Here is a 23,712-nt window from a genome sequence, read left to right on the forward strand (position 1 = left end):
GCCCGCTGTTCGTCAGCGGGCGCGCTGCCACCAGCGGCGTTTGCGCGGCGCGGGCTCGTCGTCGCCGGTGATGCGGGCGATGCACTGCCGGGCGAGGGCGTGGTCGGCCGCGGTGCTCCCCGGCGTGATGAGCATCAGCCGGGCCAGCGACAGCTCGATCGTCACCTCGCGGGGCGCCCGCGCGGCCGCGTCCAGGCGGGCCCGCACCAGGTCGCGGACCTCGGTGCGCACGGCCGGGTCGCGGTAGGCCGCGGTGACGAGCGCGAACAGCGCCGCGTCGGCCACCCAGTCCTCGATGCCGAGCGCGAGGTCGGTGAGGACCGCGCGGCGCGTGGAGCCGGCCCAGGGCTCGTCGGCGGCGTGGCTCAGCAGGCCCAGGCACACCCAGGGCTGCATCAACCGGTACCAGTACATCGGCGTCGACTTCGCCAGGTGCTCCCAGCGCGGCGTGGCCGGCGGCTCCGGCAGGTGGGCCAGGAGCCCGAGCAGGTCCGGAAGGGGCAGCTCGCCGAGCGGCTTGGCCTGCAGGTACCCCGACAGCGGCGACGCCCATGCCTCGCCCCCGACCTCGTGCAGCCGCTCGACCGCCTCCGCCGAGGGGGCCGGCACCGCGGGCACGGGCATGTCGCCGTCGTAGCGCCACACCGCGTACCGGCCGCGGCGCAGCGGCACGCGGATGTCGGGCTCCGGGAACGAGCCGATCTCGGCGCGGAAGTCGCCCATGACCCGCCGGGCCGCGACCATGGCGCTGGCGGGCTCGGCCGCGGACAGCGCGATCCGGATGGAGTTGAGGCGTGCGCCCCCGGCGATGCGGGCCCCGGCGTCGTTGGCCCCGTTGGACACGGCCTCGCTCGGCATCGGTACCCAGTTGAGCCACGGCCGCTGCGACCCGGCGAGCGCGAACAGGACCTCGGTCATCCCGCACGGGTGCGGGTCGTCGTTCACGGCGAGCAGGTCGGCGACGTCGCCGGACTCGCGGAACCGGACCGCCCGGCGCGCCGCGTCGCGGTGCGGGAACTTGGCGTCGCCCGCGAGCCGGCGCAGGTCGGCGTCCGCATCGTCCGTCATCATGGCGCGCACTGTACAACGCGCGATCGGGCTCAGGCGGCGCTGCTGTCCGCCTCCGCGCCCGCGTCCTCGCCGTCGTGCTCGTCGAAGGTCAGGACCTGGCTCAGGCCGGTCATCTCGAACTGCTCGGCGATCACGAGCGGTGCCCGCCGCACGACGTAGCGCACGCCGGTCACCCGGGCGCGCTGCCAGCCGCCCACGATGACGCCCAGCCCGCTGCTGTCCAGGAAGCGCAGCCCGGCGAGGTCGAGCACCACCGCGGCGCGGGCCTCGTCGAGCGCGTCGAACAGGATCGCGCGCAGGTCGTCGGCCGTGTCGTAGTCCAGCTCCCCGTCGACGGCGACCAGTACGGTGCCGCCGGACCGGCCGGTGACGGTGATCTCCAGCGTCGCCCTGTCGTGCTCGTCGCCGATCGTCATCGCCAAGGTCTCCTCAACCGGAAAGGGCCGTCCGCGTCCCAGGGTAAGGCCGTCCGTCCCGGCGCGCTTGCTTTGGACGTGCGGATCCGGGGCGCGTAGGCTCGATATCGACCGCAACGGCCACGGATTGGACAATCGATGAACGCACCGACCGGTGCGCCCGACGCGGCCGCACCCGCGATCGTTGCACTCCTCGACCACGTCGACCAGGGCGTGCTGCTCTGCGACGACGCCGGAACCGTGCTCTACCGCAACGCCGCCGCGGCCGCCCAGCTGCCTGCGGCACATCTCGGTGCGTCGATGCCCGCCGGGCTGGCCGCCCGCCGGGTCGAGCTCGGCGCCGGTCAGGTCGCCTGGTACCTCGAACGGGCGAACGACCACGCGGCATTCCTCGCCACGACCGCGCGGCGCCTCGGCGGCATGCTCAACGCCGACCGGGTGTGCCGGGCCACCGTCGAGCTGGCCGTGTCCTCCTTCGCCGGGTCGGCGCTGCTGGTGCTGCCCACCCGCCGGGGCCGGGCCCGCTGCTGGCACGCGGCCGGCTCCGCGCCGGTACGCCGCGACCAGGTGACCCTCGCCGCGCTGCCCGCCGCCGTGCGCGACACGCTCGACGGCAACCCGGTCGCGCAGCCGTTCCTGTGGCCCGGGGGCACCCCGTTCCTCGGTGGCGCGCCCAACCCGGCCGCGTGGGTGGTGCCGATCCAGGCCGCCGGCGGACCGGCGGCGGCGCTCATCGTCGCCGGGCTCACCGACGTCGACCTCGACGTGCTGCAGGACTTCGCCCAGCGGGTCGGCACCGCGCTGGAGGCCGCGCAGCTCTACGCGCTGCAGTCGCGCGTGGCCGAGACCCTGCAGCAGAGCCTGCTGCCCGAGCCGCCGCCCCCGGTGGGCGGGCTGAGCTGGGGGACCGCCTACCGCCCGGCCCGCTCCACGATGCACATCGGCGGCGACTTCTACGGCGCCCACCCGATCGACGACGGCGCCATGTTCTTCCTCGGCGACGTGTCCGGCAAGGGCGTCGACGCGGCCGTGCTCACCGGGCAGGTGCGCCACAGCCTGCGCGCGCTGCGCCGCGTCGAGGACGACCCGCAGCGGCTGCTGCACGTGCTCAACGACATGCTGCTCGAGGGCCTCGAGAGCACCGGCGAGGGCCGGTTCGCCACCATGGTGCTCGGCACCGCCCAGCCCCGCCCCAGCGGCGGCCTGCGGCTCACCCTGACCGGCGGCGGCCACCTGCCCCCGCTGGTGCTGCGCGCCGACGGCACCGTCGAGGCCGTCGAACTGCGCGGCATGCTCGTCGGCGTCACCGACGATCCCGTGTTCGGCCGGCAGACACTGCACCTGGCCGCCGGCGAGACCTGCCTGCTGTTCACCGACGGCGTGACCGAGGCGCGGGGCGGGCACCGCGGCGACGAGATGTACGGGCTGCGCCGCCTCACCACCGCGCTCTCCGGCTGCTCCGCGATGCCGGCGCCGGCGCTGGCCGAGCGGGTCGAGCAGGTCACGATGGACTGGCTGGGCGGGCGCGAGCACGACGACATCGCGGTGTTCGCGGTGCGGGCCGAGCCGGTGCGCACGGCCCCGCGGCACCTGCACTCCGTACACCACACCACGCGGGCGGCCGTCAGCTCGTGACGGCGTACGACGAGTACCTGAAATGCCTGGCCGACGCCGACGAGGACGGCGCCGTCGACATCGCCGGCGGGCTGCTCGACGACGGGGTCGACCCGGAGCGGGTGCTCCTCGACCTCGTCGCGCCCGCCCAGGAGCAGGTCGGGCAGTGGTGGCAGCGCAACGAGTGGAGCGTCGCCCAGGAGCACGCGGCCACGCACATCAGCGAGCGGGTCGTGGCGGCCGTCGGCAGCATCGCGTCCCGTCGTCGCGCCGCCTCCCGGGGCCGGCTCGTGGTCGCCTGTCTCGACGGGGAGTGGCATGCGCTGCCCGCCCGCCTCGTCGGCGAGGTCCTGCGGCTGCGCGGCTGGCAGATCACCTTCCTCGGCGCGAGCGTGCCGGTGGCGCACCTGGTGTCGTACCTGCACCAGCAGGACGTCGACGCCGTCGCCCTCAGCTGCGCCCTGCCGACCCGCCTGCCGGCCGCCCACCGTGCCGTCCAGGCCTGCCGGCGCGCCGAGGTGCCGCTCATCGTCGGCGGCCGCGGCTTCGGCCCCGACGGCCGCTGGGCCCGCGCGATCGGCGCCCGCTGGGCCCCCGGCGCCGACGGCGCGGCCGACCTGCTCGAAGACCCGGGCGCACTGCTCGCGCCGGCCGCCGAGGCGCTGGCCCACCTCGCCGACGACGAGCACACCGCGCTGCTCAAACGCCGCGGCGACCTCGTGGACGCGGCGGCCGCGGAGCTGCTGCGGGAGTTCCCGCCGATGCGGGAGTACTCGGTCGTCCAGCTCGACGCGACAATGACCGACCTGGCGCACATCGTCGACTTCCTCGCGGCCGCCGTCTACGTCGACGACCCCGAGCTGTTCACGGGATTCCTGGCGTGGACGTCGGAGGTGCTCCACAGCCGTGGCGTGCCCGCGTCCAGCCTGACGATCCCGCTGCGGCAGTACGGCGCGATGCTGTACGACTTCCCCCGGGCCGGCACGATGCTCGCCGCGGGCCTCGCCCAGCTGCCGGCCTAGAGCCGGAAAAGGGCGGCCTTACGGTCGATGGGGCGGCCGTGGCGCGCCTGCCACCGTGATGGGCATGCCGTCCGCCCCCGAACCGGGCCCCGCTGCCACCACCCGCGCCGTGTCGATCTACAGTCTCAGCCCGCGCCTGCCGGCGACCGGTTCGTCGAGCCTCGCCGCGGCGCTCGACCTCGGCTTCCTGCAGCGGTTCGTGCACCACTCGGTAAACCTCTTCCCGAGCGTGTTGCTGGACGCCGAGGCGAAGCCGGCGAAGTTCCGCGGCGGCACGGTCGCGGCCCTCGAACGCCTCCGGACCGTCGTGCTGCGCACCAGCCGCGGCGATCCCGTGCTGATCGTCGAGGCGCACCTGGCCGACACGGCCACCGCCGGCGACATCCTCGCGCACCTGTCGTACATGCACTACGAGCGCGACGAGCTCGCCTACGGCGACGGGCTGCTCCTGGACTGGCTCGCGGTGCGGCTCAAGACCCAGGAGCCGCTGCGCATCGGGTACGCGCACCAGATGGTGTTCGCCGGGGAGTCGCTGACGCACGAGATCATGCACGACGGGCAGCGGCGCGACGGCGCGGTGGAGACGCTCCTGCGCGGTCTCGCCGCCCAGACGTCGGGCCTCGGCGGGCAGGTCGGCGTCCGGCTGCCGGGCCCGCTCAACATCGAGGGCCGCACGTACGTGGCCAACAGCCGCTACGCGACGGTCGTGGCCGGCTGGAGCCCCAGCGTGCAGAACGCGCTGATCTTCGTGGCGCTCACCGTCGTCGCCGCGTTCGGCGTGCTGCGGGGCGCCCGCTCGCTGGCCTTCCACGCCCTCGAACACGACCTGAGCGCGCCCATGACGACGATCGAGGAGGCCCGCGAGCAGCACGCGCGGCTCGCCGCCGACCTCGGCGAGATCCAGCTGGACCTGAGCTTCGGCGTCGAGGCGTACCTCGACAGCGTGCTCATGCCCGACTCGCGCATGGACTCGTTCCGGACCTCCTACCACGAGGTGGTCGGCATCGAGGCCGCCGTCGCCAACACCTCACAGATCGTCGAACGCCTGCGCGCGGTCATCCAGGCGCGCAGCTCGGTCCTGGCCGAGGCGAGCCGCGAACGCGAGGAGCGCCGCGACCGGGTGCTGACCGGCCTGCTGGCCTCGGTGTCGCTGCTGGCGATCCCGTTGACGCTGCTGCTGGCCTTCTTCGGCGTGAGCAGCAGCGACGTCGGCCCCGACCGGTCCATGCTGGACCTCGGGTACTACTGGCCGGTCTATGCGCTGGCCTGGGTCCCGATCGGCGTGATCGTCCTGGTCGGTGTCGTGCTGAGGCGCCGGCTGCGCGAGGCCCGCCCGCGCATGCGCGGCCTGGACCGCTAGGTGCTCAGTTCGCCGGGCAGACCCGCGGTGCGCAGCGTGAGCACGTCGGTCGTGGCGCGCAGCACGGCCAGCACCGCGGGGTCGGCCGCCGCGAACACGGTCGCGTAGTCGCACTCCCCGGCCGCCGCGTCGATCGCGAACGCGAGCCGCGGCCCGTCGAGGGAGAACCGGGCGTCGACGCCGGCCTTGTTCCCGCGCGGATCCTGCCGATGCCACTGCCCATTGAGGTGTACCGCGACCAGCCCGTGCAGCACGAACGTCTCCCCGCCCGCGGCGAGGCGCTGGTAGCACAGCCCGGCCGGCACCCCCTCGGCCCGCAGCAGCGCGGCGAGCAGATGCGACTTGGCGTAACACAGCCCGACCCGGTGCTCGAGCACGTCGGCGGCGCTCACCGTGACCCGCGGGTCCCCGGCGTCGAACGAGTGCCGCACCTCGTCGCGCACGAACTCGTACGCCGCCCGAGCGAACTCCACGTCGCCGGCCCGCCCGGCGCGCAGCCGAGCCGCGGCCGCCCGCACGGCGGGATGGTCGGCCTGCACCACCTCGTCGGCGGCGAGGAACTCCGCGCCCCGATCACCCAACGCCACGGTGGAGACGATACCGCCCGGGCATGATGGGGAGCCGTCCGCCGTCGACCCGGACCGCCCGCGCGGAGGTGCGCGCGGCGCTGCAATGACCTACCCTGGGCAGCGGCCCTGTTGCCGTCGATGGCCCGCGTGCGCCGCGAAGCACGCCCCAATGGTGAGCACCGCCATTCGCGTCCGGACCCCGTCCGAGCTGCGCTCCTCCCGCCGTCCCCGCGCCCACCGCTGCTGGGGACACCTCCTCGCCGCCCCGCTGTGGCCCATGCACGGCGTCAACCTCGGCACCCTCCTGCGCACCTGCGACGCCGTCGGGGCCTGTCTCGTCGTCCCGCGGTACCCCTGGATCGACGAGGCCCTCGCCCGCGGCAACACGCTGCGCCGCCCCGCGTGCGTCCACCGCATCGGCGATCCGCTGCGGTGGCTCGCCGCCGAGCGTGCGGGCGGGAGTCGCATCGTGGGCGTCGAGCTCGCCGAGGAGGCCGTGCGCCTCGCCGACCTGCCCGCCGCGCGCCGGCGCACCGTGATGGTGCTCGGCCACGAGTCGACGGGCATCCCGCCCGAGGCCCTCGACCTGCTCGACGGGGCGGTGGAGATTCCGATGGTGGGCAGCGGCGTGAGCCTGAACGTCGCCGTGGCCGGATCCCTCGTGTTGTACAAACTCGCCGGGCTGCTCTGACGCGGCCGCTCAGCCCGCCGGAGGGGCCGCGAGGACCTCGCGTAGCTTCGCGGCGAACTCCTCCGGCTTGCCGGCGTAGCCGAACTCGCCGCCGAGGAAGCCGCCGTGGTGGCTCGGGAACACGGTGGCCGGCCCGCCCAGGAGGGCGGCCATCGCCTCGGCGGTGCGCGCGGTGTACGTCTGCGCCGACTCCTCGCCCACGCCGATCACGATGCGGGCCGGGGACGCGTTCAGGGCCGCGACATCGGGGCGGTAGTCGGTGACCGCCCACGAGTCCCGCGACAGCAGCGGGTCGTCGCGGGTGCCGTCGTCGGCGGTGGACATGCCGAACATCGCCGGGTCCGGGGCCGGCTGCGCGAAGTACTCCTCCGTGAACTCGCCCCGCCACGAGGTCATGGCGATGAACGCGGCCATGCCCGGGCCGCTGCCGCCGGTCTCGTACGCGTCGTTGAACGCGGCCCGCGCCCGGTCCGCGCCGGCCGCGTCGGGCAGGATCGGGTTGATCGGCGGCTCGTGCGCGACGAGCGTGGCGACGTCGTCCGGGTGGGCGCTCACCCACTCCAGCGCGGTCACCGCGCCGCCGCTGCTGGCGAACACGTCGACCGGGCCGGCGCCGAGGTGCGCGGCGAGCCGGTGCAGGTCGGCGGCCTGCTGCTGCGGCGTGTTGTCGGTCCCGCCGTCGGTGCGGGCGCTGCGGCCCAGGCCGCGCGGGTCGTACGTGACGACGGTGCGGTCCGGGAAGTGCGCGGCGAGCGCGCCGAACCCGTCCGCGGTCATCGGCTGGCCGATCATGAACAGCGGCGGCCGTCCGTCCGCCGGCGGCAGCGGGCCGGTGACGTCGTAGACCAGGTCGGCGCCGGGTACGGCGAGCGTGTGCGTCTGCGTCTGCGTCATGCGCCGAGCCTATTGCCTCCTGGTAGCGTGCGGGCCGGCATCAACTGAAGCGAGGTGCCCCGCCGGCGACGGCGGGGAGAATCGGGAAGCCGGTGAGAATCCGGCACGGGCCCGCCGCGGTGACCGGGGAGCCGCCGCCCACACGTGCACGCGTAGCCACTGGCCCGGAAGGGCTGGGAAGGCGGGCGGAGGGGCGACGATCCGGGAGTCCGAAGACCGGCCTCGCGACCGACGGCCCCGGCCTGTCCCGGGGTGTGAGCGCAGCGGGAGCCTGCCTTGACGCATGACCTGTACGACATCATCAACCGCCGCCGCGACGTGCGCGCCGAGTTCACCGGCGCGCCGGTGCCCGGCGAGGCGCTGGACCGGATCCTGACCGCCGCCCACGCCGCGCCAAGCGTCGGGCTGACGCAGCCGTGGGACTTCATCGTCGTCCGCGACCGCGCGCTGCGCGAGGAGTTCCACGCGCACGTGTCCCGCGAGCGCGACGTGTTCGCCGCGACCCTCGACGCCGAGGCGGCCGCGCGGTTCGCCCGCATCAAGATCGACGGGGTGCTGGAGTCCACGCTCTCGGTCGTGGTCACCTACGATGCGGGGCGCGGCGGCCCCGCGGTGCTGGGCCGCCACGCGATCGCCGACGCCGGGCTGTACTCGGTGTGCCTGGCGATCCAGAACCTCTGGCTCGCGGCCACCGCCGAGGGCCTCGGCCTGGGCTGGGTCTCCTTCTACCGCGAGGAGTTCCTGCGCGGCCTGCTCGGCATTCCGGCCGGCGTACGGCCCGTGGCGTGGCTCTGCCTGGGCCCGGTGAGCCGGAGCCACGACGTGCCCGACCTGGAGCGCCACGGTTGGCGCCGGCGCTCCCCGCTGGACCAGGTCCGGCACGAGGACCGCTGGTAGGGCTCAGACCGGGCGCCAGTCGGGGACCTCGTCCGTCGTCGCGCCGGAGGTGACCTGGGCGTTGCCGGTGCCGTCGGGGCGGATCGTGAAGATGTGCCCCCAGGCCTCGTCGTCGTCCAGGTCGCAGTACGCGATCCGGGTCCCGTCGGGGGACCAGGCCGGCATCGTGTGGTGGGAGTCGCTGCCCGCCCGGGGCCTGGTCACCAGCTTCGCCCGCCCGGCCCCCGACGCCGCGGTGCGGTAGATCCCGCCGCCGTAGCCGCTGCCCACGACGAACCGCCCGAACGCGAGCTGGGTGCCGTCCGGCGACCAGTCCGGGCGGGAGTCGTACACCCCGGCGGCGGGCGCGGTGACCGCCGTCGCCGACAGCGTCACCGGGTCGAGCGCAACCAGGCTGCTGCCGCCGGCGGCCAGGTCGACGGCGTAGGCGATCCTCGTGCCGTCCGGCGACCACACCGGCGTGTGCTCGGCGACGCCGGCGGTGCCGGTCAGGTCCGTCAGGTCGGCGCCGTCGACGTCGATGACGCAGATGTCGGTGTCGCCGCCCGACCAGCACTCGTAGACCAGCCGGGTGCCGTCCGGCGACCAGGCCGGGGCGGACGCCGTACCGCTGAACCGCACGACGGCCAGCCCGCCGCCGTCGGCGTCCATCACCCACAGCTGGTCCGCGCCGGCCCCGTAGCGCCGGAACGCGATGTGCGCGCCGTCGGCGGACCAGGCCGGGTCCCGGTCCTCGACCGCCGGGGAGGCGGTGAGGTCGGTCAGGCCCTTGCCGGAGGAGGTGACCGTGTACACGTCGCCGAGCGCGCCGGCGGCGGCGTCGAAGCGCTGGAACGCCAGGCGGCCGTTGGCTCCGGGGAAGGCCGCGGCGGCGGGGACGGCCGGCAGCGCCGCCACGACGGCGACCGCGACCAGGGTGAGGGTCAGGGCTCGCATCATGCGCGGCACCGTAGCCGCCCGTGACCCGCCCAATACCGGGCAAGTCGGCGCCGGCGCCGAAACCCGACAGGGCCGGCGGGACGGCACGCGCGGCCGGGCCCTGCCATGCTGCCCGCATGCCGAACGTGACCACGCCGGAGCCGGTGACCGAGCCGGACGAGCCGAAACCGGTGCGCCCGCGCCGCCGCCGGTGGCTGCGGCGCCTCGCGGTCCTCGCCGTCGTGCTCGTCGTGGTGGGCCTGGCCCCGACGGTCTGGATCCGCGCGGCGTCCGCCGGGCGCCTCGTCGGGGTCGAGCAGGCCCCGGCGGCCGACGTGGCAATCGTCTTCGGCGCCCAGGTCGCGCCCGGCGGCCAGGACCCGATGACGTTCCTGCGCAACCGGCTCGACAAGGCCGCCGCCCTAATCGTTGCGGGCAAGGTCAAGGCCCTGCTCATCTCCGGCGACGCGCACGGCGGCTCGGGCAACGAGGTCCGGGTGATGGGCGACTACCTCGCCCGGCACGGCGTCGAGCCGTCCCGCGTCGTCGTCGACCCCTACGGCCTGGACACGTACGACACCTGCCGCCGCGCCCGCGACGTCTACGGCGTGACCCGGGCGCTCCTGGTGAGCCAGGACATCCATCTGTACCGTGCGGTGACGCTCTGCCGCCGCGTCGGCATCGACGCCTGGGGCGTGCCGTCCGGGTGCGACGGCTGCCGGACGATCACGATCTGGAAGAACCAGGCCCGCGACGTCGCCGCCGCGTGGAAGGCCGCCTCGGACGCGGTGCGCGGCCGCCCGCCCGCGGTCCAGTCGCCGCCGGACCCGTCCCTGCGCGACGCGGTCGCCGCCCACACGCCGTGACGCGGCGGCCCTAGCGGTCGCTCGGCTCGACGACGACCTTCAGGCCCCGGCGGGCGTTGGCGACCACGAACGCCTCGGCGACCGAGGTCAGCGGGTAGCGGTGGCTCACGAGGTTGCGCACGTCCGCGCGGCCCGCGGCGACCAGGGCGAGCGCCCGCGGGTACACCTCCTTCATCCGCCGCACCATCGCGAACGTCAGGCCCTTGCGCCGGGCGGCCGCGGCCGGGAACGACGACGTGTCGGTGCTCGGGATGCCGCCCAGCACGACCCGGCCGCCGGGGCGCACGACGGTGACGGCGGCCTCGATGGCGGCGTCGGTGCCGGCGATCTCGAAGGCCACGTCGGCGCCGCGGCCGCCGGTGAAGGCGGCCAGTTCGTCGGCGGACGCGGTGGCGTCGAGCACGGTGTCGGCGCCGTAGGCCCGGGCGGCCGCGCGGCGGTGCGGGAGCGGGTCGGTCGCGAGCACCCGGGCGGCCCCGGCGGCCCGGGCCACCTGGATCAGCAGCAGGCCGATCGGGCCGCAGCCCAGGACCGCGACGTCGGCGCCGAGGGGCACGTGGCCCAGGTCGACCGCGTGCACGGCCACGCCCAGTGGTTCCAGCATGGCGCCGTCGGCGTCGGTGAGGGCCTCGGGCAGCGGGTACAGGCGGTCGGTGGGCCACACGAGCCACCGCTGCAAACCGCCGTCGCGCAGACCGTGCCCGGCGAAGACGATGTCGCGGCAGAGGTTGGGGTGCCCGGCCCGGCACAGGTCGCAGCGGTGGCACGGGATCGCCGGGTCGATCGCGACCCGCACGCCGTCCAGCGCGCCGCCGCGGACCACCCCGGCCATCTCGTGGCCGCCGACGATCGGGTGCGCGATGCGGGCGTCGCCGATGCCACCCTCGGCGTACCAGTGCAGGTCCGACCCGCACAGCCCGACCGCGGTCACCTCGACGAGGCTCTCGCCCGGGCCGGGCTCGGGCGTGGGCTCCTCGGCCAGCCGGACGTCGCCGGCGGCGTGCAAGCGCGCGGTGAGATTCACACCGCCACTCTAGGCAGCGGGACGACCAGCGGCGTACCCGTCGCCGGGTCCGGCACCACGAGCACCACGAGCGCCTCGAGCCCGAAGACCGACGACAGCAGCTCGGGCGTGAACACGGCGGCCGGTTCGCCCTGGGCCACGATCCGGCCGTCGCGCATCGCGACCACGTGGCCGGCGTAACGGGCGGCGAGGTTCAGGTCGTGCAGCAGCTGCAGATCGACGGCGCCACCGGGACCTGGCTCGCGCGGATGCGCGAGGAGGCCGGCGGCTACCTGCGCACCGCCCGGGCCGCCCAGCGCGCCGCGACGTAGATCGACGTCACGTGGGTGATCCAGCGCCTGACCAGCGCCGCTCTGCTCGTCGCGGGCGGGCTGCTGGCCGGCGCGGGCTGGGTGAGCGTCGGCGTGGTGGTCACGTTCGTGCTGGCCAGCCGCGACCTGTTCAGCTCGGTGGACGACTTCACGCTCGTCGCGGGGGAGATGCTCGAGTCCCGGGTCGGCCTGGCCCGCCTGCTCGACCTGCTCGACGTGGCCGAGCCGCCGGCCCGCCGCAGCGTCCGCGACCGGGAGGAGCCGGTGGGGCCGCAGGACGCGGGGCTGGTGGCGGAGCGCTCACGCCGATCCGTCGCTACGTCCGCGCTGTCACGGCTTTACGGGAGTGGACGGGGATCGATGGCTGTTGGAAGCGTGGAGTGGTGAACCTCGATCACCACGAAGGGGATGACGGTGAGTAATCCACTACCCAGCCTCGCTCCACACGTCCTGCTCGTCTTCCTGCTGCAGATCTCGCTGCTGCTGCTTGTCGCGCTCGCGCTCGGCCGGCTCGCGGTGCGGCTGCGGCTGCCCGCCCTCGTGGGCGAGCTGCTGACCGGCGTGATCCTCGGCCCGTCGCTGCTGGGCGCGTGGTCGCCCGGGGCGCTGCGGTGGCTCTTCCCGGACGACGCCAGCCAGCTGCACCTCGTCGACGCGGTCGGCCAGATCGGCGTGCTGCTGCTCGTCGGGGTCACCGGCGCCCAGCTCGACACGGCGATGATCCGCCGCCGGGGCCTCACCGGCGTGCGGGTCAGCCTCTCCGGGCTGCTGCTGCCCCTGGCCCTCGGCATCGGCGCCGGGTTCCTGGTGCCGGCCGCGCTGCTGAGCGGCCGGACCGACCGGTGGGTGTTCGCGCTGTTCCTCGGGGTGGCCATGTGCGTCACGGCGATCCCGGTCATCGCCAAGACCCTCGCCGACATGGGGCTGCTGCACCGCGACATCGGGCAGCTGACCCTGGCCGCCGGGTCGGTCGACGACGCCGTCGGCTGGTTCCTGCTCTCGATCGTCGCGGCCGCGGCCACGACCGGGGTCCACGCCGGATCGGTGGTGCTGTCGGTGGTGTACCTCCTGGGCTTCCTCGCCGCCGCCCTGCTGATCGGCCGCCCGCTGGTCCGCCGGGTGATGCGGGTCGCGGGGCGCTCGGCCGAGGGCGGGGTGCGGGTCACCGTCGCCGTGATCCTCGTCCTGCTCGGCGCGGCCGCCACCCAGTCGATGGGGATGGAGGCGCTCTTCGGCGCCTTCGTGGCCGGCATCCTCATCGGGCAGACCCGCGAGCGGCCGGGCGAGCTCGACGCGAAGCCCGGACGTCCACTGTGGACCGACCTGGCGCCGCTGCGGACGGTGGTGCTGTCGGTGCTCGCGCCGGTCTTCCTGGCCACGGCCGGGCTGCGCGTGGACCTGACGGCGCTGGCCGACCCGAAGGTGCTCGTCGCGGGCGTCGTCCTGCTGGTCATCGCGATCGCCGGCAAGTTCGCCGGCGCCTACATCGGCGCACGCGGCAGCCGGCTGTCGCACTGGGAGGCCATCGCGCTCGGGGCCGGGATGAACTCGCGCGGCGTGGTCGAGGTCGTGGTCGCCACCACCGGCCTGCGGCTCGGGGTCCTGTCCGTCGCGACGTACACGGTAATCGTCCTCATCGCCGTCATCACCTCGGTGATGGGCCCGCCGATCCTGCGCCGCGCGATGGCCCGGGTGCAGCTCACCGAGCGGGAACGCGAGCGCGAGCAGGCCCTGTCCGGGGCCCAGGCCTAGGAAGGGCGACCATGGACGGGATCGCGCTGGTGACCGGGGCCGCGCAGGGCATCGGCCGCGCCGTCGCGCTGGCGTTCGCCGCCGACGGCGTCCGGGTGGCGGCGGTCGACCGCGACGCCGGTGGCGTCTCGGAGCTCGCGGCCGGCCACGACGGCATCGCCGCCCACCCCGCCGACGTCAGCTCGGCGGCGGAGGTCGAGGCGGTCGTGGCGGCCGGGCTCGGCGCGATCACCGTCCTGGTCAACGTGGCCGGCGTCCGGCGCGCCGGCCCGGTGTTGGGCTACTCCGACGCCGACCGGGCCGACACGTTCGCGGAAAACGCGACAGGCCTCCGCGACGAGGAGGGGCTGCTGCGGGTCGGCCGGGACTACCGCGTGCGCAGTGGCGAGGGGCTGCGCGCCGGCGTCTACGTGCAGGGCGACCCGGCCGGCCGCGATGGCCACGTCGCGCGGGTCGGCGAGCTGCTCGACGAGCACCGCGAACTCGTCGCCGCCGAGGCAGCGGCGTGACGTCGACCTCGAGGCACTCCGGCGTGGGGCGTGGCATGCCTTCACGGTGACCGGCTCAGGTTGCAGCGTCCGCGGTTCCGGCGGCTCGCACCGTTCGCGGGCCGGTCAGTCGGTGTCGGTCGCGGCGAGGATCGCGAGCCGCCGCCCGCCGGGGGCGACGGTGGCCAGCCCGATGTCCCACGCGACGCCCTGGAACCAGCCGCTCGCGCCGGAGAAGCCGTACCAGTCGCTCGCGAGCGCCGCCGCCTCGACCTCGGCCGCCGTGGCCCCCGCCGGCGCACCGGCCAGCGCGCCGACCGAGCGCCAGGCGGCGAGCCGTCCGTAGGCGCCGTACTCGCCCGCGTTGTACGCCCCGCCGGACGAGGCCGCCACGAACAGCTGCCCCCATGCGTTGCCGGCGGTACCCGAGCCGACCCCGCCCAGCTCCTGCAGGCACTCCAGGCCCAGGGAGCGCAGCGTCGCGGCCACCGCGCCGGGGCGCAGCGGGGCGCCGAGCGCGTACGTGTGCGCCGCCACCGAGCCGTTGGACTCGCCCGCCCAGTTGTCCACGGCCGCCCCGATCGCCGCGGCCGCGTCCGGGGTCGTCGTCTCGCGGACCGGCGCCGCCGGACCGCCCTCCTCCAGCGCGGTCGAATCCTCGTGCGGGATGCTCCCGCCGCGGCCGCTCAGGGTGTAGTGCGGCACCTCCGGCCGCCCCTCCAACGGGGTCAGCGCGGCCGGCAGCCAGGCCAGCGGGTGCTCGCGCCACCACGGCTCGCCGGCCCACCCGACGTCCGCGGCGACCCCGCGCAGCACCAGCTCGTGCATCAGGCACGCCCGCAGCTCGGCGGGCGCCCCGGCCCCCAGGGCCGCGCCCAGGTCAGCGGCGGCGCCGTGGCCGGAGGCGAGCAGGGCGGCCGCGAACCGGACCGTCCGGCCGGCGCCCACGGTGTGCATGAGCCGCACGGCGTCGGCGACCGTGCCGGGGGAGAGGGCGAGCAGCCGCACGACGCGGTCGAAGATGCTGCGGTACTGCCACGGCGCCCGCACATCCTCGCCGCCGTACCGCCGCCACAGCGCGATCCCGAGGTCGACGACGAACGCGGCGTCCCCGGCGGCCACGCGCCGGTCGGCGAGGTGCCACAGCTCGGTGACGTTCTCCTGGCCGGCGATGCCGGCGGCGATGGCGTCCGGATCGTTCTCCACGCCCGGGACTCTAGCGAGGGCTACCAGCGGCCCCGGATCCGGCGGCGGTACAGCAGGACGGCGAACAGCACCGCGGCGAGCCACGCCAGCGGCCGCGCGTGCAGGGCGACGGCGAGGACCCCGGACGCGGTGCCGGCCAGCAGCAGCGCCGCGGGCGTCCCGGCCCGCCGCACGCCGCCGCGGGCCACGGCCGAGCGGTCCCACCGCACGCGCACGGCGAGGGCCACCGAACGCGCCCGGGCGCGCAGTCCCGCCGTCCGGGGCGGGCGCGGAGTCTCGTCGCGCTCCGGCAGGTCCACGTGCACGGACGCGGGGACCGCGGCGTCGAGGCGGGCCGGCAGGTCGCCCGGGAGCCGGAACAGCGCCGGCTCGATCGGCACCCCGACGCCGTCGGGGCCGAGCAGGTTGCGGCCGCCGTCGGGGAAGCGCAGCAGGGCCACGCACTCGTCGTACAGCACCGTGCGCGGGCCCTCCGGGCGCACCACGCTCACCCCGTCGGCGCCGAGCACCAGCACCGTGTCCGGCTCGGCGCGGGAGCGGTGGCGCGTGCCGGTGACCGCGAACCGCGAGCCCGTCGGGGCCGGCTCGAAGCCCGCCGGCGGTCCCAGCCCGAGGCGGGGCGTCATGAGCAGCGCCGAGCGTTCCACGCCCGCCGCCACCGCGCGCACGTCGGCCGCGGTGAGGGCGCGGAGCCCCGCGCGCAGCTCGTCGGCGGTGCCGCCGGACCGGCCGCACAGCAGGTCCGTGGCGCGCTGGGGCAGGAGGCGGGCCTCGGCGTCGGGCCGGTCCAGGGCCGCGAGCCCGTGCTCGCGGACGTGCTCGAGCTCCTCCGGGGCCACGTCGTCGGTGGCGAGGCGGCGGACCTCGGCCAGGAAGCCGTCGCGGACCTCGCGCAGGCGCTCCGGGCGGCCGTCGGCCATCGCCGTGACGCGGGCCTGCGGGCGGCCGTCGGCGGTGTACCCGGCGGTGGCCACGTAGGACAGGCCGCGCTCCTGGCGCAGCTCCCGGAACAGGGCGCGCTCGAGCAGGCGCGCGTACGCGGCCGCGGCGCGGGTGCGGGGTACCGGCGCCTCCAGCACCACCGCGGGTATCGGCTGGGCAAACCAGGCCGGGGTCACCGGCAGCGCCGAGGTCTCGGGCGGCAGCGGGTGGCGCTCGCCGGCGGGCAGGTCGAGGCGCAGCCCGGGCGGGAGGTCGCCGCCGGCGACCCACAGGACCGCGTTCGCCCGGGTGAAGCGGGTCCGGGCCCACTCGGCGACGTCGTCCGCGGTGAGCCGGTGGGTGCCCCACTCCGGCAGCGCGGGGAGGCCGTAGCCGCGGGCGCCGTAGCGGTACAGGGCCAGGGCCACGCCCATGGGCTCGGAGCGGTGCTCGGCCTCGGTCCGCAGGATCTGCCGCTCGACGTCGAGGCGCTCCAGGGGCAGGGCGCGCAGGCCGGCGCAGACCGCGTGCAGGAAGGCGGCGACCGCCTCCGGGCGGCCCTGGGTGACGAACTGGGTCGTCGTCAGGCCGGTCATGCCGTTGGTGTCGTGCTCGAGGCCGCCCTGGTTGTGCAGCGCCAGGTGCTCCACGAGGTGCGTGATGCCGGCGGTCGCCGCGGTCTCGTCGGCCCGCCCGACCCGGAACATCAGCCCGGCGCGCATCGGGCCGGCGTGCGGCGCGAGCAGCACCGGCACGCCGTCGACCTCCGCCGGCCGGACCGGCGCGCTCACCGGGCGTCCCGCCGGGCCTGCCGCACCAGGTCGGGCCACTTCGCCGAGACCTGCTCCCAGCCGTACGGGGCGACGAACGGGCCCAGCGCCTGCAGGTGCGGGCGGGCGGCGGCGATGTGGCCGCCGAGCGAGAACGCGGCGGCGAACGCCGAGTGCGCATTGACCCAGCCGTGGCCGGGCGCGAAGTCCGGATGCAGTACCGTCCGCTCCGCCGCCGCCTCGAGTCGCCGGCGGACGTCGGCGCGCGCGAGGTACTGCCGGATGTCCCGGACGTAGTCCTCCTGCAGCGCCTGCTCCAGCTGGGCGTTCGCCGCGATCGCCCCGCTCAGCGAGCCCGGCTCGGCCCCGGTCAGGCACCGCTCGGCGAAGGCGTGCACCTCCGGGAACGAGCCGCCCCACTTCGGGCACAGGTTCTGCAGCAGCTGGACCTGTGCGCGGTACGGCGTGTCGCAGTGCTCGGCCGCCCGCTCGTACCGCCGCCGCGACTCGTCCGGGCCCAGCGAGAGCGCCCGCGCGGTGGTGATGCGCTCGGTCCACGCCGCCGAGTTGGCCGGGTCGATCGCGACGGCGTCGGCGAGCACGCGCTCGGCCCGCCCGAGGTAGTCCCCGAACACCTTCCACTGCGCCGCCGAGACGTTCCTGGCGTAGGCCGCGGTGCGCGCCTGCCAGCCGATCACGATGAACCGCGCCCCGAGCAGCGTGCGGGCCAGCGCGGAGTCGCGCTGGGCGTCGACGGCCCGCTGCAGGAAGTGCTCGGCGCCGCGCTCGTTGGCGACGAACAGGACCGCGGTGGAGCGGTCGGCCCGGGGCGGGAGGCCGTCGAAGTACGCCTCGACGCCGGCCCAGTCGCCGGCCCGCACGAGGCGGCGCAGCCCGGCGAGGTCGGGGTGCCAGGCGGCGGCGTCCGTGCGCACCGGCCACCACTGGAGCAGTTGCAAGATCACGCGCGGGATCGTACGGCGCCGCCCGCCTCCGTGTCGCTCCCCTTTCCCGGTGGAGGCGGTTCACGAAGGTACGTCGCGCCGGGCCAGCAGGACCGTGTCGTGGCGGTGGTGCGTGCCGGGCGGCGCGGGGGCGGTGCGCGGGCGCGTCCCGGCGGCCTCGACGGTCCAGCCGGCGCCGAGCCGCTCGGCGACGTCGGCCGGGTGGTAGTAGTCCTCGGGGCGGAAGGGCGCCGCATCGGACCCGTCGGTGACGTCGTGCCCGACGTAGAGCAGCCGGCCGCCCGGCGCGACGGCGTCGAGCAGCCCGCGCAGCGCGGCGTCGCCCGGCTCCCGCCCGAGCGGGAAGTACTGCACCGAGACGAGGTCGTACGCGCCCGGCTCCGGCCGTTGCGCGCGCACGTCCGCCCGGGCCCACGTCACCCGGCCCTCGGGGTCGGCCGCGGCGCCGCGCGCGAGCGCCGTCGGGGCGATGTCGACGGCGGTGACCCGCCAGCCCCGTCCGGCCAGCCACAGCGCGTCGCCGCCCTCGCCACAGCCGACGTCGAGCGCCCGCCCCGGCGCGAGCGCGGCGACCTCGGTCACGAGTACCCCGTTGGGGTTGCCACTGAAGAGCCGGTCCTGCGCGCGGTACCGGTCCTCCCACTCCTGCGCGTCCATGCCCCCAGCCTGGGGTCGCGGCCGCCCGGCCGACGAATTTCTTTGCCGGAACGGCAAAGATCCCCAGGCGGCTCCGGACCGGTGCTCGCGTACGTCCACTGTGGACTGTGGACCGGGCCGGCGGAGGTGCGGCCGCCGCAAGGCACAGTGCGCTACTGAATTTCTACCGCGAACCTACCGTCTCAAGATTTTCTCAACCCGGGCATCGGCGCGGGTCCATGCCGGCGCGGGCCGCTAGATTCATCGCCATCCGCGGATCGGCAAGGCAACTCCGGGTTCTCAAGACCATTGGAGGTCACTGTGCCCAGGTTGAGACGGCAGCTCGTGCGAGTCCTCACCCCGCTGCTCATCGCCGGCGCGCTCACGGTGCCGGGTGCGGCGTCCGCGAGCGCGGACCCCGGCCACTGCTGGCGGGCCGGTGCGGGGCCGATCGCCAACACGCCCAACGGTTTCCTGTATCAGATCAACAACATCTGCTCCTCGCGCATAAAGATCAAGATCGTGTTCGCCGACGGCAGCAAGGGGCAGTGCCTGCAGATCGACGGGTACGGATTCCGCTGGTACAACTCGCAACGCGTCTACACGTACTGGTCCGGCGTCAACTGCTAGGAGGGGTCATGAATCTGTCGAGGAAGGTCCTCAGCGGCGTTGCCGTCGCGGCCACCGGTCTGGCGCTGAGCGTGGCCGCGCCGGGCGCCCCGGCCCAGGCGGACCCGGGCACGTGCGGCGTGCGCAACGCCGGTCCGGTGTTCCAGGGGGCCACGGTCTACTACGTGGTGCGCAACCGCTGCGGCTCGGCGCACTCGATGCGGATCACCGTGTCGGACCACCGGCTGTACTGCCAGAACGTCCCGGCCGGCGGGTACGCCGCCTGGACGTCGATCTGGATCGACCCCAACTGGTCGATCCAGGCCTGCTGAGCGCGGGCGCCCGGCCGGTTCGGGGCGGCCGGGCGCCCAGGCCTCAGTCCAGCAGCCGGTGGCTGTTCGTGAAAGGCTTTGCGGCACCCGTGGAGCGGTCCGTAGCCTCCGGTGGTGACGATCGGCCTGGAGCGGGTGCTGCCCGCACGTCTGGGGCGGCCCTTCCGCTGGCTGGTGGGGGCGGTCTGGGCGACCAACCTCGGCGACGGGGTCGCGGTCGCGGCCGGGCCCCTGCTCGTCGCGTCGCTGACCGCCGACCCGTTCCCGGTGGCGCTCGCCGCACTGCTGCGGTGGGCGCCACCGCTGCTGTTCGGGCTGCACGCGGGGGTGCTCTCCGACCGCGTCGACCGGCGCCGGATCGTGCTCGTCGCGCACGCCGCGCGCATCCTGGTGCTCGCCGGGCTGGTCGTCACCGTCGCCACCGGCGTCGTCACGGTCGCCATCGCGCTCGCCGGGCTGGGGCTGCTCGCGACGGCCGAGGTGTTCGCCGACAACACCACGGGGACGATCGCGCCGATGCTCGTACCCCGCGACGACCTCGCCACCGCCAACGCGCGCGTGGCGACCGGGTACATCACCATGAACCAGCTCGCCGGCCCGTCGCTCGGCGCGACGCTCTTCGCCGCCGGGCGCGTGTGGCCGCTGGTGGCCCAGGTCGTGCTGGTCCTGGCCGGGGTGCTGATGCTGCTGCGGATGCCGTCGCTGCCGGCCGGCGGCGAGCGCGTCCCGGGCGGCCTCCGGCGCGACATGGTGGAGGGCTTCCGCTGGACCGTCGCCCACCCCGCGGTCCGCACGCTCGTGCTGACGATCCTGATCTTCAACCTGGCGTTCGGGGCGGCGTGGTCGGTGCTGGTGCTGTACTCCACGCAGCGCCTCGGCCTCGGCCCGGCCGGCTACGGCGTGCTCACCACGATCGGCGCGGCCGGCGGCCTGCTCGGCACCCTGCTGTACGGCCGGCTGACCCGGCACGTGAGCCTCGGCAACATCATGCGCGTGGGCCTGGTCATCGAGACGCTCACCCACCTCGCGCTGGCGCTGACCCGCTCGCCGCTGGTGGCGGGCGCGATCATGTTCATCTTCGGCGCGCACGTGTTCATCTGGGGCACGACGTCGATCACCGTGCGCCAGCGGGCGGTACCGTCACACCTGCAGGGCCGCGTGAACAGCGTCAACACCGTGTGCGTGTTCGGCGGCCTGGTGATCGGCTCGGCCGTCGGCGGGGCGCTCGCGGACCGTTACGGGGTCGCGGCGCCGTTCTGGTTCGCGTTCGCGGGCTCGGCCCTCTTCGTGATCCTGCTGTGGGGCTCGCTGACGCGGATCGCGCACTCAGAGCCCCGGTAGCGTCGGCTGGGCGTCGTACACCGGCCGGTCGTCGTCGTCTCGGCGCACGCCCGGGCTCAGCCGGTGCGGCTCGCGCGCGCCCGGCCCGGTCAGGTGCTCGACGGCCGCGCCGCGCAGCGCGAGCGCGTCGGCGATGAGCATCCGGTGACACTGCGTCCACCGCGTCTCGGCGCACATCACGGCGAGCGGCCCGGGCGCGGCGACCAGCTCGTCGATCGCGGCGCGGAACGCGGCCGTGTCCATGTGGTCGGCGTAGGCCGCGAGCGCGGGCTCGGGCACCGCCGTGTGCCGCGACCCGGCCCGGCGACGGCGCCGGCCGCCGAGGGTGTCGCCCTGCCAGGTGTACCGAATCCCGGCCTTCTCCACCGCGGCGGCGAGCGCCTCCCGCCCGAACTGCGGATGCCGCCGCGACCCGGGCTCCCGCCGCACGTCGACGAGCGTGCCGACCCGCGCCTCGACGAGGATCGCGACGAGCTCCCCGATCGGGCGCGCCCCGTGCCCGACGGTGCAGATCCGCACACTCACGGGTACCAGTATGGGACTCCCGGCGCGCGGGCCCGGTTCGTGGCAGGATGCGAACGAGAGGGAGGTGGCGCCGTGACCGGAGTCCGGGTTCTCGTCGGCACACGCAAGGGTGCGTTCATCCTCAGCGCCGACGGCCGGCGCAACGACTGGAAGGTCGACGGGCCGCACTTCGGCGGCTGGGAGGTCTACCACGTCAACGCCTCGCCCGCCGACCCCGACCGGCTCTACGCCGCGCCGTCCGGCGGCTGGTTCGGGCAGCTGATCCAGCGCTCCGACGACGGCGGCCGCACGTGGGAGCCGGTCGGCAACGACTTCGGCTACGCCGGGAACGTCGGCGAGCACCTGTGGTACGACGGCACGCCCCGGCCCTGGGAGTTCAAGCGCATCTGGCACCTCGAGCCGTCGTGCGACGACCCCGACACCGTCTACGCCGGGGGCGAGGACGCCGCGCTGTACCGCTCGACCGACGGCGGCCGCGAGTGGCAGGAGCTCACGGCGCTGCGCACGCACGAGTCGGGGCCGGGCTGGCAGCCGGGCGCCGGCGGGCTGTGCCTGCACACGATCATCCTCGACCCGGTGCACCGGGACCGGATCTACGTCGCGATCTCGGCCGCGGGCGCGTTCCGCTCCGACGACGCCGGGCAGAGCTGGCGGCCGATCAACCGCGGTCTCGTCTCCGGCCAGATCCCCGACCCCGACGCCGAGGTCGGGCACTGCGTGCACCGCCTCGCCATGCACCCGTCCCGCCCCGACGTGCTGTTCATGCAGAAGCACTGGGACGTCATGCGCACCGACGACGGCGGCGGGTCGTGGCGCGAGGTCAGCGGCAACCTGCCCAGCGACTTCGGCTTCCCGATCGCCGTGCACGCGCACGAGCCCGAGACCGTCTACGTGGTGCCGATCAAGAGCGACTCCGAGCACTACGTGCCGGACGGGCGCCTGCGCGTGTACCGCTCCCGCAGCGGCGGCGACGAGTGGGAACCGCTCACCGCGGGCCTGCCCCAGACCGACTGCTACGTCAACGTGCTGCGCGACGCCATGGCCGTCGACACGCTCGACGAGTGCGGGATCTACTTCGGCACTACCGGCGGGCAGGTGTACCGCTCCGCCGACGCCGGTGACACCTGGGCGCCCATCGTGCGCGACCTGCCGGCCGTGCTCTCGGTCGAGGTGCAGGCGGTACCGTGATCCGGGTCGTGCTGCCCCCGCACCTGCGCGGCCTCGCGAAGGCCGCCCACGAGCTGGAGCTGGACGTGCCCGGCGCGCCAACGCTGGCCGGCGTGCTCGACGCGCTGGAGGAGCGCTACCCGGTCCTGCGCGGCACCATCCGCGACCGCGCGACCGGCACCCGCCGCGCGTTCGTCCGCTTCTACGCCTGCGAAGAGGACCTTTCCAACGAGCCTCCGGATTCGGCACTGCCGGAGCCGGTCGCGGCCGGCCGCGAGCCCCTGCTGATCATCGGCGCGATGGCGGGCGGCTGACGTCCACCTCGCCGCGGCGCGCGCGAAGCCCTGTGGGTGGTGGGCAATGCGGGCAAGACGCTGCCCTGATTGTCGATTCGGGTGCACCGTCGTTCGTACAGAGGGCAGGATGCGGACGAAAGGTGGAACGCGATGCGCGTGTTGATGGACGGCCTCGGACTCGTCGAGGCGCCGCGGTGGCACGACGGCCGGCTGTACTTCTCCGACTGGACCGCCGGCGAGGTGCACGCGGTCGCGACGGACGGCGCGAGTGAGGTCGTCGCGCGGGTGCCGTCGCTGCCGTTGTGCACCGTGTGGCTGCCCGGCGACCGCCTGATCGTCGTGGACTCCCCGAACGGCCGCCTGCTGCGCCGCGAGCCCGGCGGCGACCTCGTCCCGCACGCCGACCTCGGCTTGAAGGGCTGGAACGACATCGCGGCCGACGGCCGGGGCAACGTGTACGTCAACCGCGTCGACTTCAACCCGATGAGCGGCGAGGAGGCGCGGCCGGGCACGGTCTTCCTGGCCCCGCCCGGCGGCCCGGTACGCCAGGTCGCCGACGACATCGCCTTCCCCAACGGCATGGCGGTCACCCCCGACGACACCACGCTGATCGTCGCCGACTCCTACCGGCACCAGCTGGTCGCCTTCGACATAGCCGCGGACGGAGACCTGTCCAACCGCCGCGTCTGGGCCGACCTCGGCGACGGCGTACCCGACGGCATCTGCCTCGACGCGGACGGCGCGGTCTGGTACGCCGACGTGCCCCACCAGCTCTGCGCCCGCGTCGCCGAGGGCGGCCCGGTGCTCCGGACGATCGAGCTGGACCGGGGCGCGTTCGCGTGCGCGCTCGGCGGCACGACCCTGTTCATCACGGCCGCGCAGTGGAACGGCATGACCGCGGCCGAGATGGTGACGCCGGGCAGCGGGCGCGTCCTGGCCGTGGAGGTCGACACGCCGGGCGTGGGGCGCCCCTGAGCGCATACCCGGAGCGGCTCGGCCGTTCGGCCGCGGGAACCGTCCGCGCCGCGCTTACCGTCCGCGCCGGGCGCTT

Annotated in this window: 27 protein-coding genes, 1 pseudogene and 1 riboswitch; of the genes and pseudogenes, 16 read left to right on the forward strand and 12 right to left on the reverse strand. The window is 75.3% G+C overall.

Features of this window, described 5'->3' with window-relative positions:
• Window positions 1-12: 12 nt before the first annotated feature.
• Together AB0B76_RS13315 and AB0B76_RS13320 are read right to left on the reverse strand one after the other, a co-directional pair.
• Window positions 13-1,071: a hypothetical protein gene (locus tag AB0B76_RS13315; protein WP_360374193.1), complete on the reverse strand. Its 1,059-nt coding sequence runs from the start codon at window positions 1,069-1,071 to the stop codon at window positions 13-15.
• A 29-nt stretch (window positions 1,072-1,100) separates the two neighbouring features.
• Window positions 1,101-1,487, reverse strand: coding sequence for an STAS domain-containing protein (locus AB0B76_RS13320; RefSeq protein ID WP_360374195.1), 387 nt, complete (start codon window positions 1,485-1,487; stop codon window positions 1,101-1,103).
• A gap of 138 nt (window positions 1,488-1,625) precedes the next feature.
• On the opposite strand from AB0B76_RS13320, the gene AB0B76_RS13325 reads away from it, so the two are divergent.
• The 3 genes from AB0B76_RS13325 (at window position 1,626) to AB0B76_RS13335 (ending at window position 5,483) form a co-directional block, all read left to right on the forward strand.
• Window positions 1,626-3,122 carry a SpoIIE family protein phosphatase gene (locus tag AB0B76_RS13325; protein WP_360374197.1) on the forward strand — a complete coding sequence of 499 codons (1,497 nt, stop codon included), beginning with the start codon at window positions 1,626-1,628 and terminating at the stop codon, window positions 3,120-3,122.
• On the forward strand, window positions 3,119-4,123 hold the full coding sequence (locus AB0B76_RS13330) for a cobalamin-dependent protein (RefSeq protein WP_360374199.1): 1,005 nt from the start codon (window positions 3,119-3,121) through the stop codon (window positions 4,121-4,123). Before AB0B76_RS13325 ends, AB0B76_RS13330 begins: the two co-directional genes overlap by 4 nt.
• 109 nt (window positions 4,124-4,232) lie before the next feature.
• A complete protein-coding gene (locus AB0B76_RS13335) occupies window positions 4,233-5,483 on the forward strand; it encodes a hypothetical protein (RefSeq protein ID WP_360374201.1) in 1,251 nt (416 codons plus the stop codon).
• Here AB0B76_RS13335 and AB0B76_RS13340 read toward each other — a convergent pair.
• A complete protein-coding gene (locus AB0B76_RS13340) occupies window positions 5,480-6,070 on the reverse strand; it encodes a transglutaminase family protein (protein WP_360374203.1) in 591 nt (196 codons plus the stop codon). The genes AB0B76_RS13335 and AB0B76_RS13340 overlap by 4 nt on opposite strands.
• A 151-nt stretch (window positions 6,071-6,221) precedes the next feature.
• Here AB0B76_RS13340 and AB0B76_RS13345 point away from each other — a divergent pair, with 151 nt between their 5' ends.
• Window positions 6,222-6,743 (forward strand): TrmH family RNA methyltransferase, encoded by a 522-nt coding sequence (locus tag AB0B76_RS13345; protein WP_360374205.1) that lies wholly within the window; start codon window positions 6,222-6,224, stop codon window positions 6,741-6,743.
• Window positions 6,744-6,752: 9 nt separating this feature from the next.
• Here AB0B76_RS13345 and AB0B76_RS13350 read toward each other — a convergent pair whose 3' ends face one another.
• Window positions 6,753-7,637, reverse strand: coding sequence for an alpha/beta hydrolase (locus AB0B76_RS13350; RefSeq protein ID WP_360374207.1), 885 nt, complete (start codon window positions 7,635-7,637; stop codon window positions 6,753-6,755).
• Window positions 7,638-7,672: 35 nt separating this feature from the next.
• Window positions 7,673-7,877: riboswitch (cobalamin riboswitch) on the forward strand.
• A gap of 36 nt (window positions 7,878-7,913) precedes the next feature.
• Here AB0B76_RS13350 and bluB point away from each other — a divergent pair.
• The gene (gene bluB, locus AB0B76_RS13355; protein WP_360374209.1) at window positions 7,914-8,534 is read left to right on the forward strand and encodes a 5,6-dimethylbenzimidazole synthase; all 621 of its coding nucleotides are present in this window, start codon (window positions 7,914-7,916) and stop codon (window positions 8,532-8,534) included.
• Between the two features lie 3 nt (window positions 8,535-8,537).
• Here the strand turns inward: bluB and AB0B76_RS13360 are convergent, their stop codons facing one another.
• Window positions 8,538-9,473, reverse strand: coding sequence for a hypothetical protein (locus AB0B76_RS13360; RefSeq protein ID WP_360374211.1), 936 nt, complete (start codon window positions 9,471-9,473; stop codon window positions 8,538-8,540).
• A 116-nt stretch (window positions 9,474-9,589) separates the two neighbouring features.
• Here AB0B76_RS13360 and AB0B76_RS13365 point away from each other — a divergent pair, with 116 nt between their 5' ends.
• A complete protein-coding gene (locus AB0B76_RS13365) occupies window positions 9,590-10,318 on the forward strand; it encodes an ElyC/SanA/YdcF family protein (protein ID WP_360374213.1) in 729 nt (242 codons plus the stop codon).
• A gap of 10 nt (window positions 10,319-10,328) precedes the next feature.
• Here the strand turns inward: AB0B76_RS13365 and AB0B76_RS13370 are convergent, their stop codons facing one another.
• Together AB0B76_RS13370 and AB0B76_RS13375 are read right to left on the reverse strand one after the other, a co-directional pair.
• Complete coding sequence (locus AB0B76_RS13370) at window positions 10,329-11,342, reverse strand: zinc-binding dehydrogenase (protein WP_360374215.1); 1,014 nt, start codon at window positions 11,340-11,342, stop codon at window positions 10,329-10,331.
• Window positions 11,339-11,557, reverse strand: a pseudogene (locus tag AB0B76_RS13375) (ABC transporter ATP-binding protein); the annotation flags it as partial. The gene AB0B76_RS13370 and the pseudogene AB0B76_RS13375, both read right to left, overlap by 4 nt.
• Between AB0B76_RS13375 and AB0B76_RS13380 the strand changes: the two are divergent.
• Genes AB0B76_RS13380 through AB0B76_RS13395 form a run of 4 tightly spaced genes read left to right on the forward strand, consistent with a single transcriptional unit; the run spans window position 11,510 to window position 13,914 of the window.
• Window positions 11,510-11,653 carry a hypothetical protein gene (locus AB0B76_RS13380; protein WP_360374217.1) on the forward strand — a complete coding sequence of 48 codons (144 nt, stop codon included), beginning with the start codon at window positions 11,510-11,512 and terminating at the stop codon, window positions 11,651-11,653. The pseudogene AB0B76_RS13375 and the gene AB0B76_RS13380 overlap by 48 nt on opposite strands.
• 15 nt (window positions 11,654-11,668) lie before the next feature.
• Window positions 11,669-12,040 carry a hypothetical protein gene (locus AB0B76_RS13385; protein ID WP_360374219.1) on the forward strand — a complete coding sequence of 124 codons (372 nt, stop codon included), beginning with the start codon at window positions 11,669-11,671 and terminating at the stop codon, window positions 12,038-12,040.
• A 27-nt stretch (window positions 12,041-12,067) separates the two neighbouring features.
• On the forward strand, window positions 12,068-13,405 hold the full coding sequence (locus AB0B76_RS13390; RefSeq protein WP_360374221.1) for a cation:proton antiporter: 1,338 nt from the start codon (window positions 12,068-12,070) through the stop codon (window positions 13,403-13,405).
• 11 nt (window positions 13,406-13,416) lie between these two features.
• Entirely contained in the window at window positions 13,417-13,914 is a 498-nt protein-coding gene (locus AB0B76_RS13395; RefSeq protein ID WP_360374223.1) for an SDR family NAD(P)-dependent oxidoreductase, read from the forward strand.
• A gap of 105 nt (window positions 13,915-14,019) precedes the next feature.
• Here AB0B76_RS13395 and AB0B76_RS13400 read toward each other — a convergent pair whose 3' ends face one another.
• The 4 genes from AB0B76_RS13400 to AB0B76_RS13415 are packed head-to-tail and all read right to left on the reverse strand — an operon-like array spanning window position 14,020 to window position 18,412.
• Entirely contained in the window at window positions 14,020-15,099 is a 1,080-nt protein-coding gene (locus AB0B76_RS13400) for a DUF6183 family protein (RefSeq protein ID WP_360374225.1), read from the reverse strand.
• Between the two features lie 20 nt (window positions 15,100-15,119).
• The gene (locus AB0B76_RS13405; RefSeq protein WP_360374227.1) at window positions 15,120-16,811 is read right to left on the reverse strand and encodes an insulinase family protein; all 1,692 of its coding nucleotides are present in this window, start codon (window positions 16,809-16,811) and stop codon (window positions 15,120-15,122) included.
• Entirely contained in the window at window positions 16,808-17,755 is a 948-nt protein-coding gene (locus AB0B76_RS13410) for a hypothetical protein (protein ID WP_360374229.1), read from the reverse strand. Before AB0B76_RS13410 ends, AB0B76_RS13405 begins: the two co-directional genes overlap by 4 nt.
• Window positions 17,756-17,815: 60 nt before the next feature.
• Complete coding sequence (locus AB0B76_RS13415) at window positions 17,816-18,412, reverse strand: class I SAM-dependent methyltransferase (RefSeq protein ID WP_360374231.1); 597 nt, start codon at window positions 18,410-18,412, stop codon at window positions 17,816-17,818.
• Between the two features lie 309 nt (window positions 18,413-18,721).
• On the opposite strand from AB0B76_RS13415, the gene AB0B76_RS13420 reads away from it, so the two are divergent.
• The 3 genes from AB0B76_RS13420 to AB0B76_RS13430 all read left to right on the forward strand — a co-directional run bounded on the left by AB0B76_RS13420 (window position 18,722) and on the right by AB0B76_RS13430 (window position 20,673).
• Window positions 18,722-19,021: a hypothetical protein gene (locus tag AB0B76_RS13420; RefSeq protein WP_360374233.1), complete on the forward strand. Its 300-nt coding sequence runs from the start codon at window positions 18,722-18,724 to the stop codon at window positions 19,019-19,021.
• 8 nt (window positions 19,022-19,029) lie between these two features.
• Window positions 19,030-19,332 (forward strand): hypothetical protein, encoded by a 303-nt coding sequence (locus tag AB0B76_RS13425; protein ID WP_360374235.1) that lies wholly within the window; start codon window positions 19,030-19,032, stop codon window positions 19,330-19,332.
• A 114-nt stretch (window positions 19,333-19,446) separates the two neighbouring features.
• Window positions 19,447-20,673 carry an MFS transporter gene (locus AB0B76_RS13430; RefSeq protein WP_360374237.1) on the forward strand — a complete coding sequence of 409 codons (1,227 nt, stop codon included), beginning with the start codon at window positions 19,447-19,449 and terminating at the stop codon, window positions 20,671-20,673.
• Here the strand turns inward: AB0B76_RS13430 and AB0B76_RS13435 are convergent.
• Window positions 20,659-21,198, reverse strand: a complete 540-nt coding sequence (locus AB0B76_RS13435) for a DUF488 domain-containing protein (protein WP_360374239.1) — start codon at window positions 21,196-21,198, stop codon at window positions 20,659-20,661. The genes AB0B76_RS13430 and AB0B76_RS13435 overlap by 15 nt on opposite strands.
• Before the next feature lie 72 nt (window positions 21,199-21,270).
• Here AB0B76_RS13435 and AB0B76_RS13440 point away from each other — a divergent pair, with 72 nt between their 5' ends.
• From AB0B76_RS13440 to AB0B76_RS13450, 3 genes are all read left to right on the forward strand, one after another.
• Window positions 21,271-22,386: an exo-alpha-sialidase gene (locus AB0B76_RS13440; protein ID WP_360374241.1), complete on the forward strand. Its 1,116-nt coding sequence runs from the start codon at window positions 21,271-21,273 to the stop codon at window positions 22,384-22,386.
• Window positions 22,383-22,679, forward strand: coding sequence for a MoaD/ThiS family protein (locus AB0B76_RS13445; protein ID WP_360374243.1), 297 nt, complete (start codon window positions 22,383-22,385; stop codon window positions 22,677-22,679). The genes AB0B76_RS13440 and AB0B76_RS13445 overlap by 4 nt, the downstream gene beginning before the upstream one ends.
• Before the next feature lie 132 nt (window positions 22,680-22,811).
• Window positions 22,812-23,636, forward strand: a complete 825-nt coding sequence (locus tag AB0B76_RS13450; protein WP_360374245.1) for an SMP-30/gluconolactonase/LRE family protein — start codon at window positions 22,812-22,814, stop codon at window positions 23,634-23,636.
• Window positions 23,637-23,712 lie beyond the last annotated feature (76 nt).

Source organism: Dactylosporangium sp. NPDC049140 (assembly GCF_040648435.1).

Coding starts and splice junctions, on each gene's coding strand:
- AB0B76_RS13315 (WP_360374193.1), bottom strand. CDS start 1,071: ATGATGACGGACGATGCGGACGCCGACCTGCGCCGGCTCGCGGGCGAC.
- AB0B76_RS13320 (WP_360374195.1), bottom strand. CDS start 1,487: ATGACGATCGGCGACGAGCACGACAGGGCGACGCTGGAGATCACCGTC.
- AB0B76_RS13325 (WP_360374197.1), top strand. CDS start 1,626: ATGAACGCACCGACCGGTGCGCCCGACGCGGCCGCACCCGCGATCGTT.
- AB0B76_RS13345 (WP_360374205.1), top strand. CDS start 6,222: ATGGTGAGCACCGCCATTCGCGTCCGGACCCCGTCCGAGCTGCGCTCC.
- AB0B76_RS13350 (WP_360374207.1), bottom strand. CDS start 7,637: ATGACGCAGACGCAGACGCACACGCTCGCCGTACCCGGCGCCGACCTG.
- AB0B76_RS13360 (WP_360374211.1), bottom strand. CDS start 9,473: ATGATGCGAGCCCTGACCCTCACCCTGGTCGCGGTCGCCGTCGTGGCG.
- AB0B76_RS13365 (WP_360374213.1), top strand. CDS start 9,590: ATGCCGAACGTGACCACGCCGGAGCCGGTGACCGAGCCGGACGAGCCG.
- AB0B76_RS13395 (WP_360374223.1), top strand. CDS start 13,417: ATGGACGGGATCGCGCTGGTGACCGGGGCCGCGCAGGGCATCGGCCGC.
- AB0B76_RS13415 (WP_360374231.1), bottom strand. CDS start 18,412: ATGGACGCGCAGGAGTGGGAGGACCGGTACCGCGCGCAGGACCGGCTC.
- AB0B76_RS13425 (WP_360374235.1), top strand. CDS start 19,030: ATGAATCTGTCGAGGAAGGTCCTCAGCGGCGTTGCCGTCGCGGCCACC.
- AB0B76_RS13450 (WP_360374245.1), top strand. CDS start 22,812: ATGCGCGTGTTGATGGACGGCCTCGGACTCGTCGAGGCGCCGCGGTGG.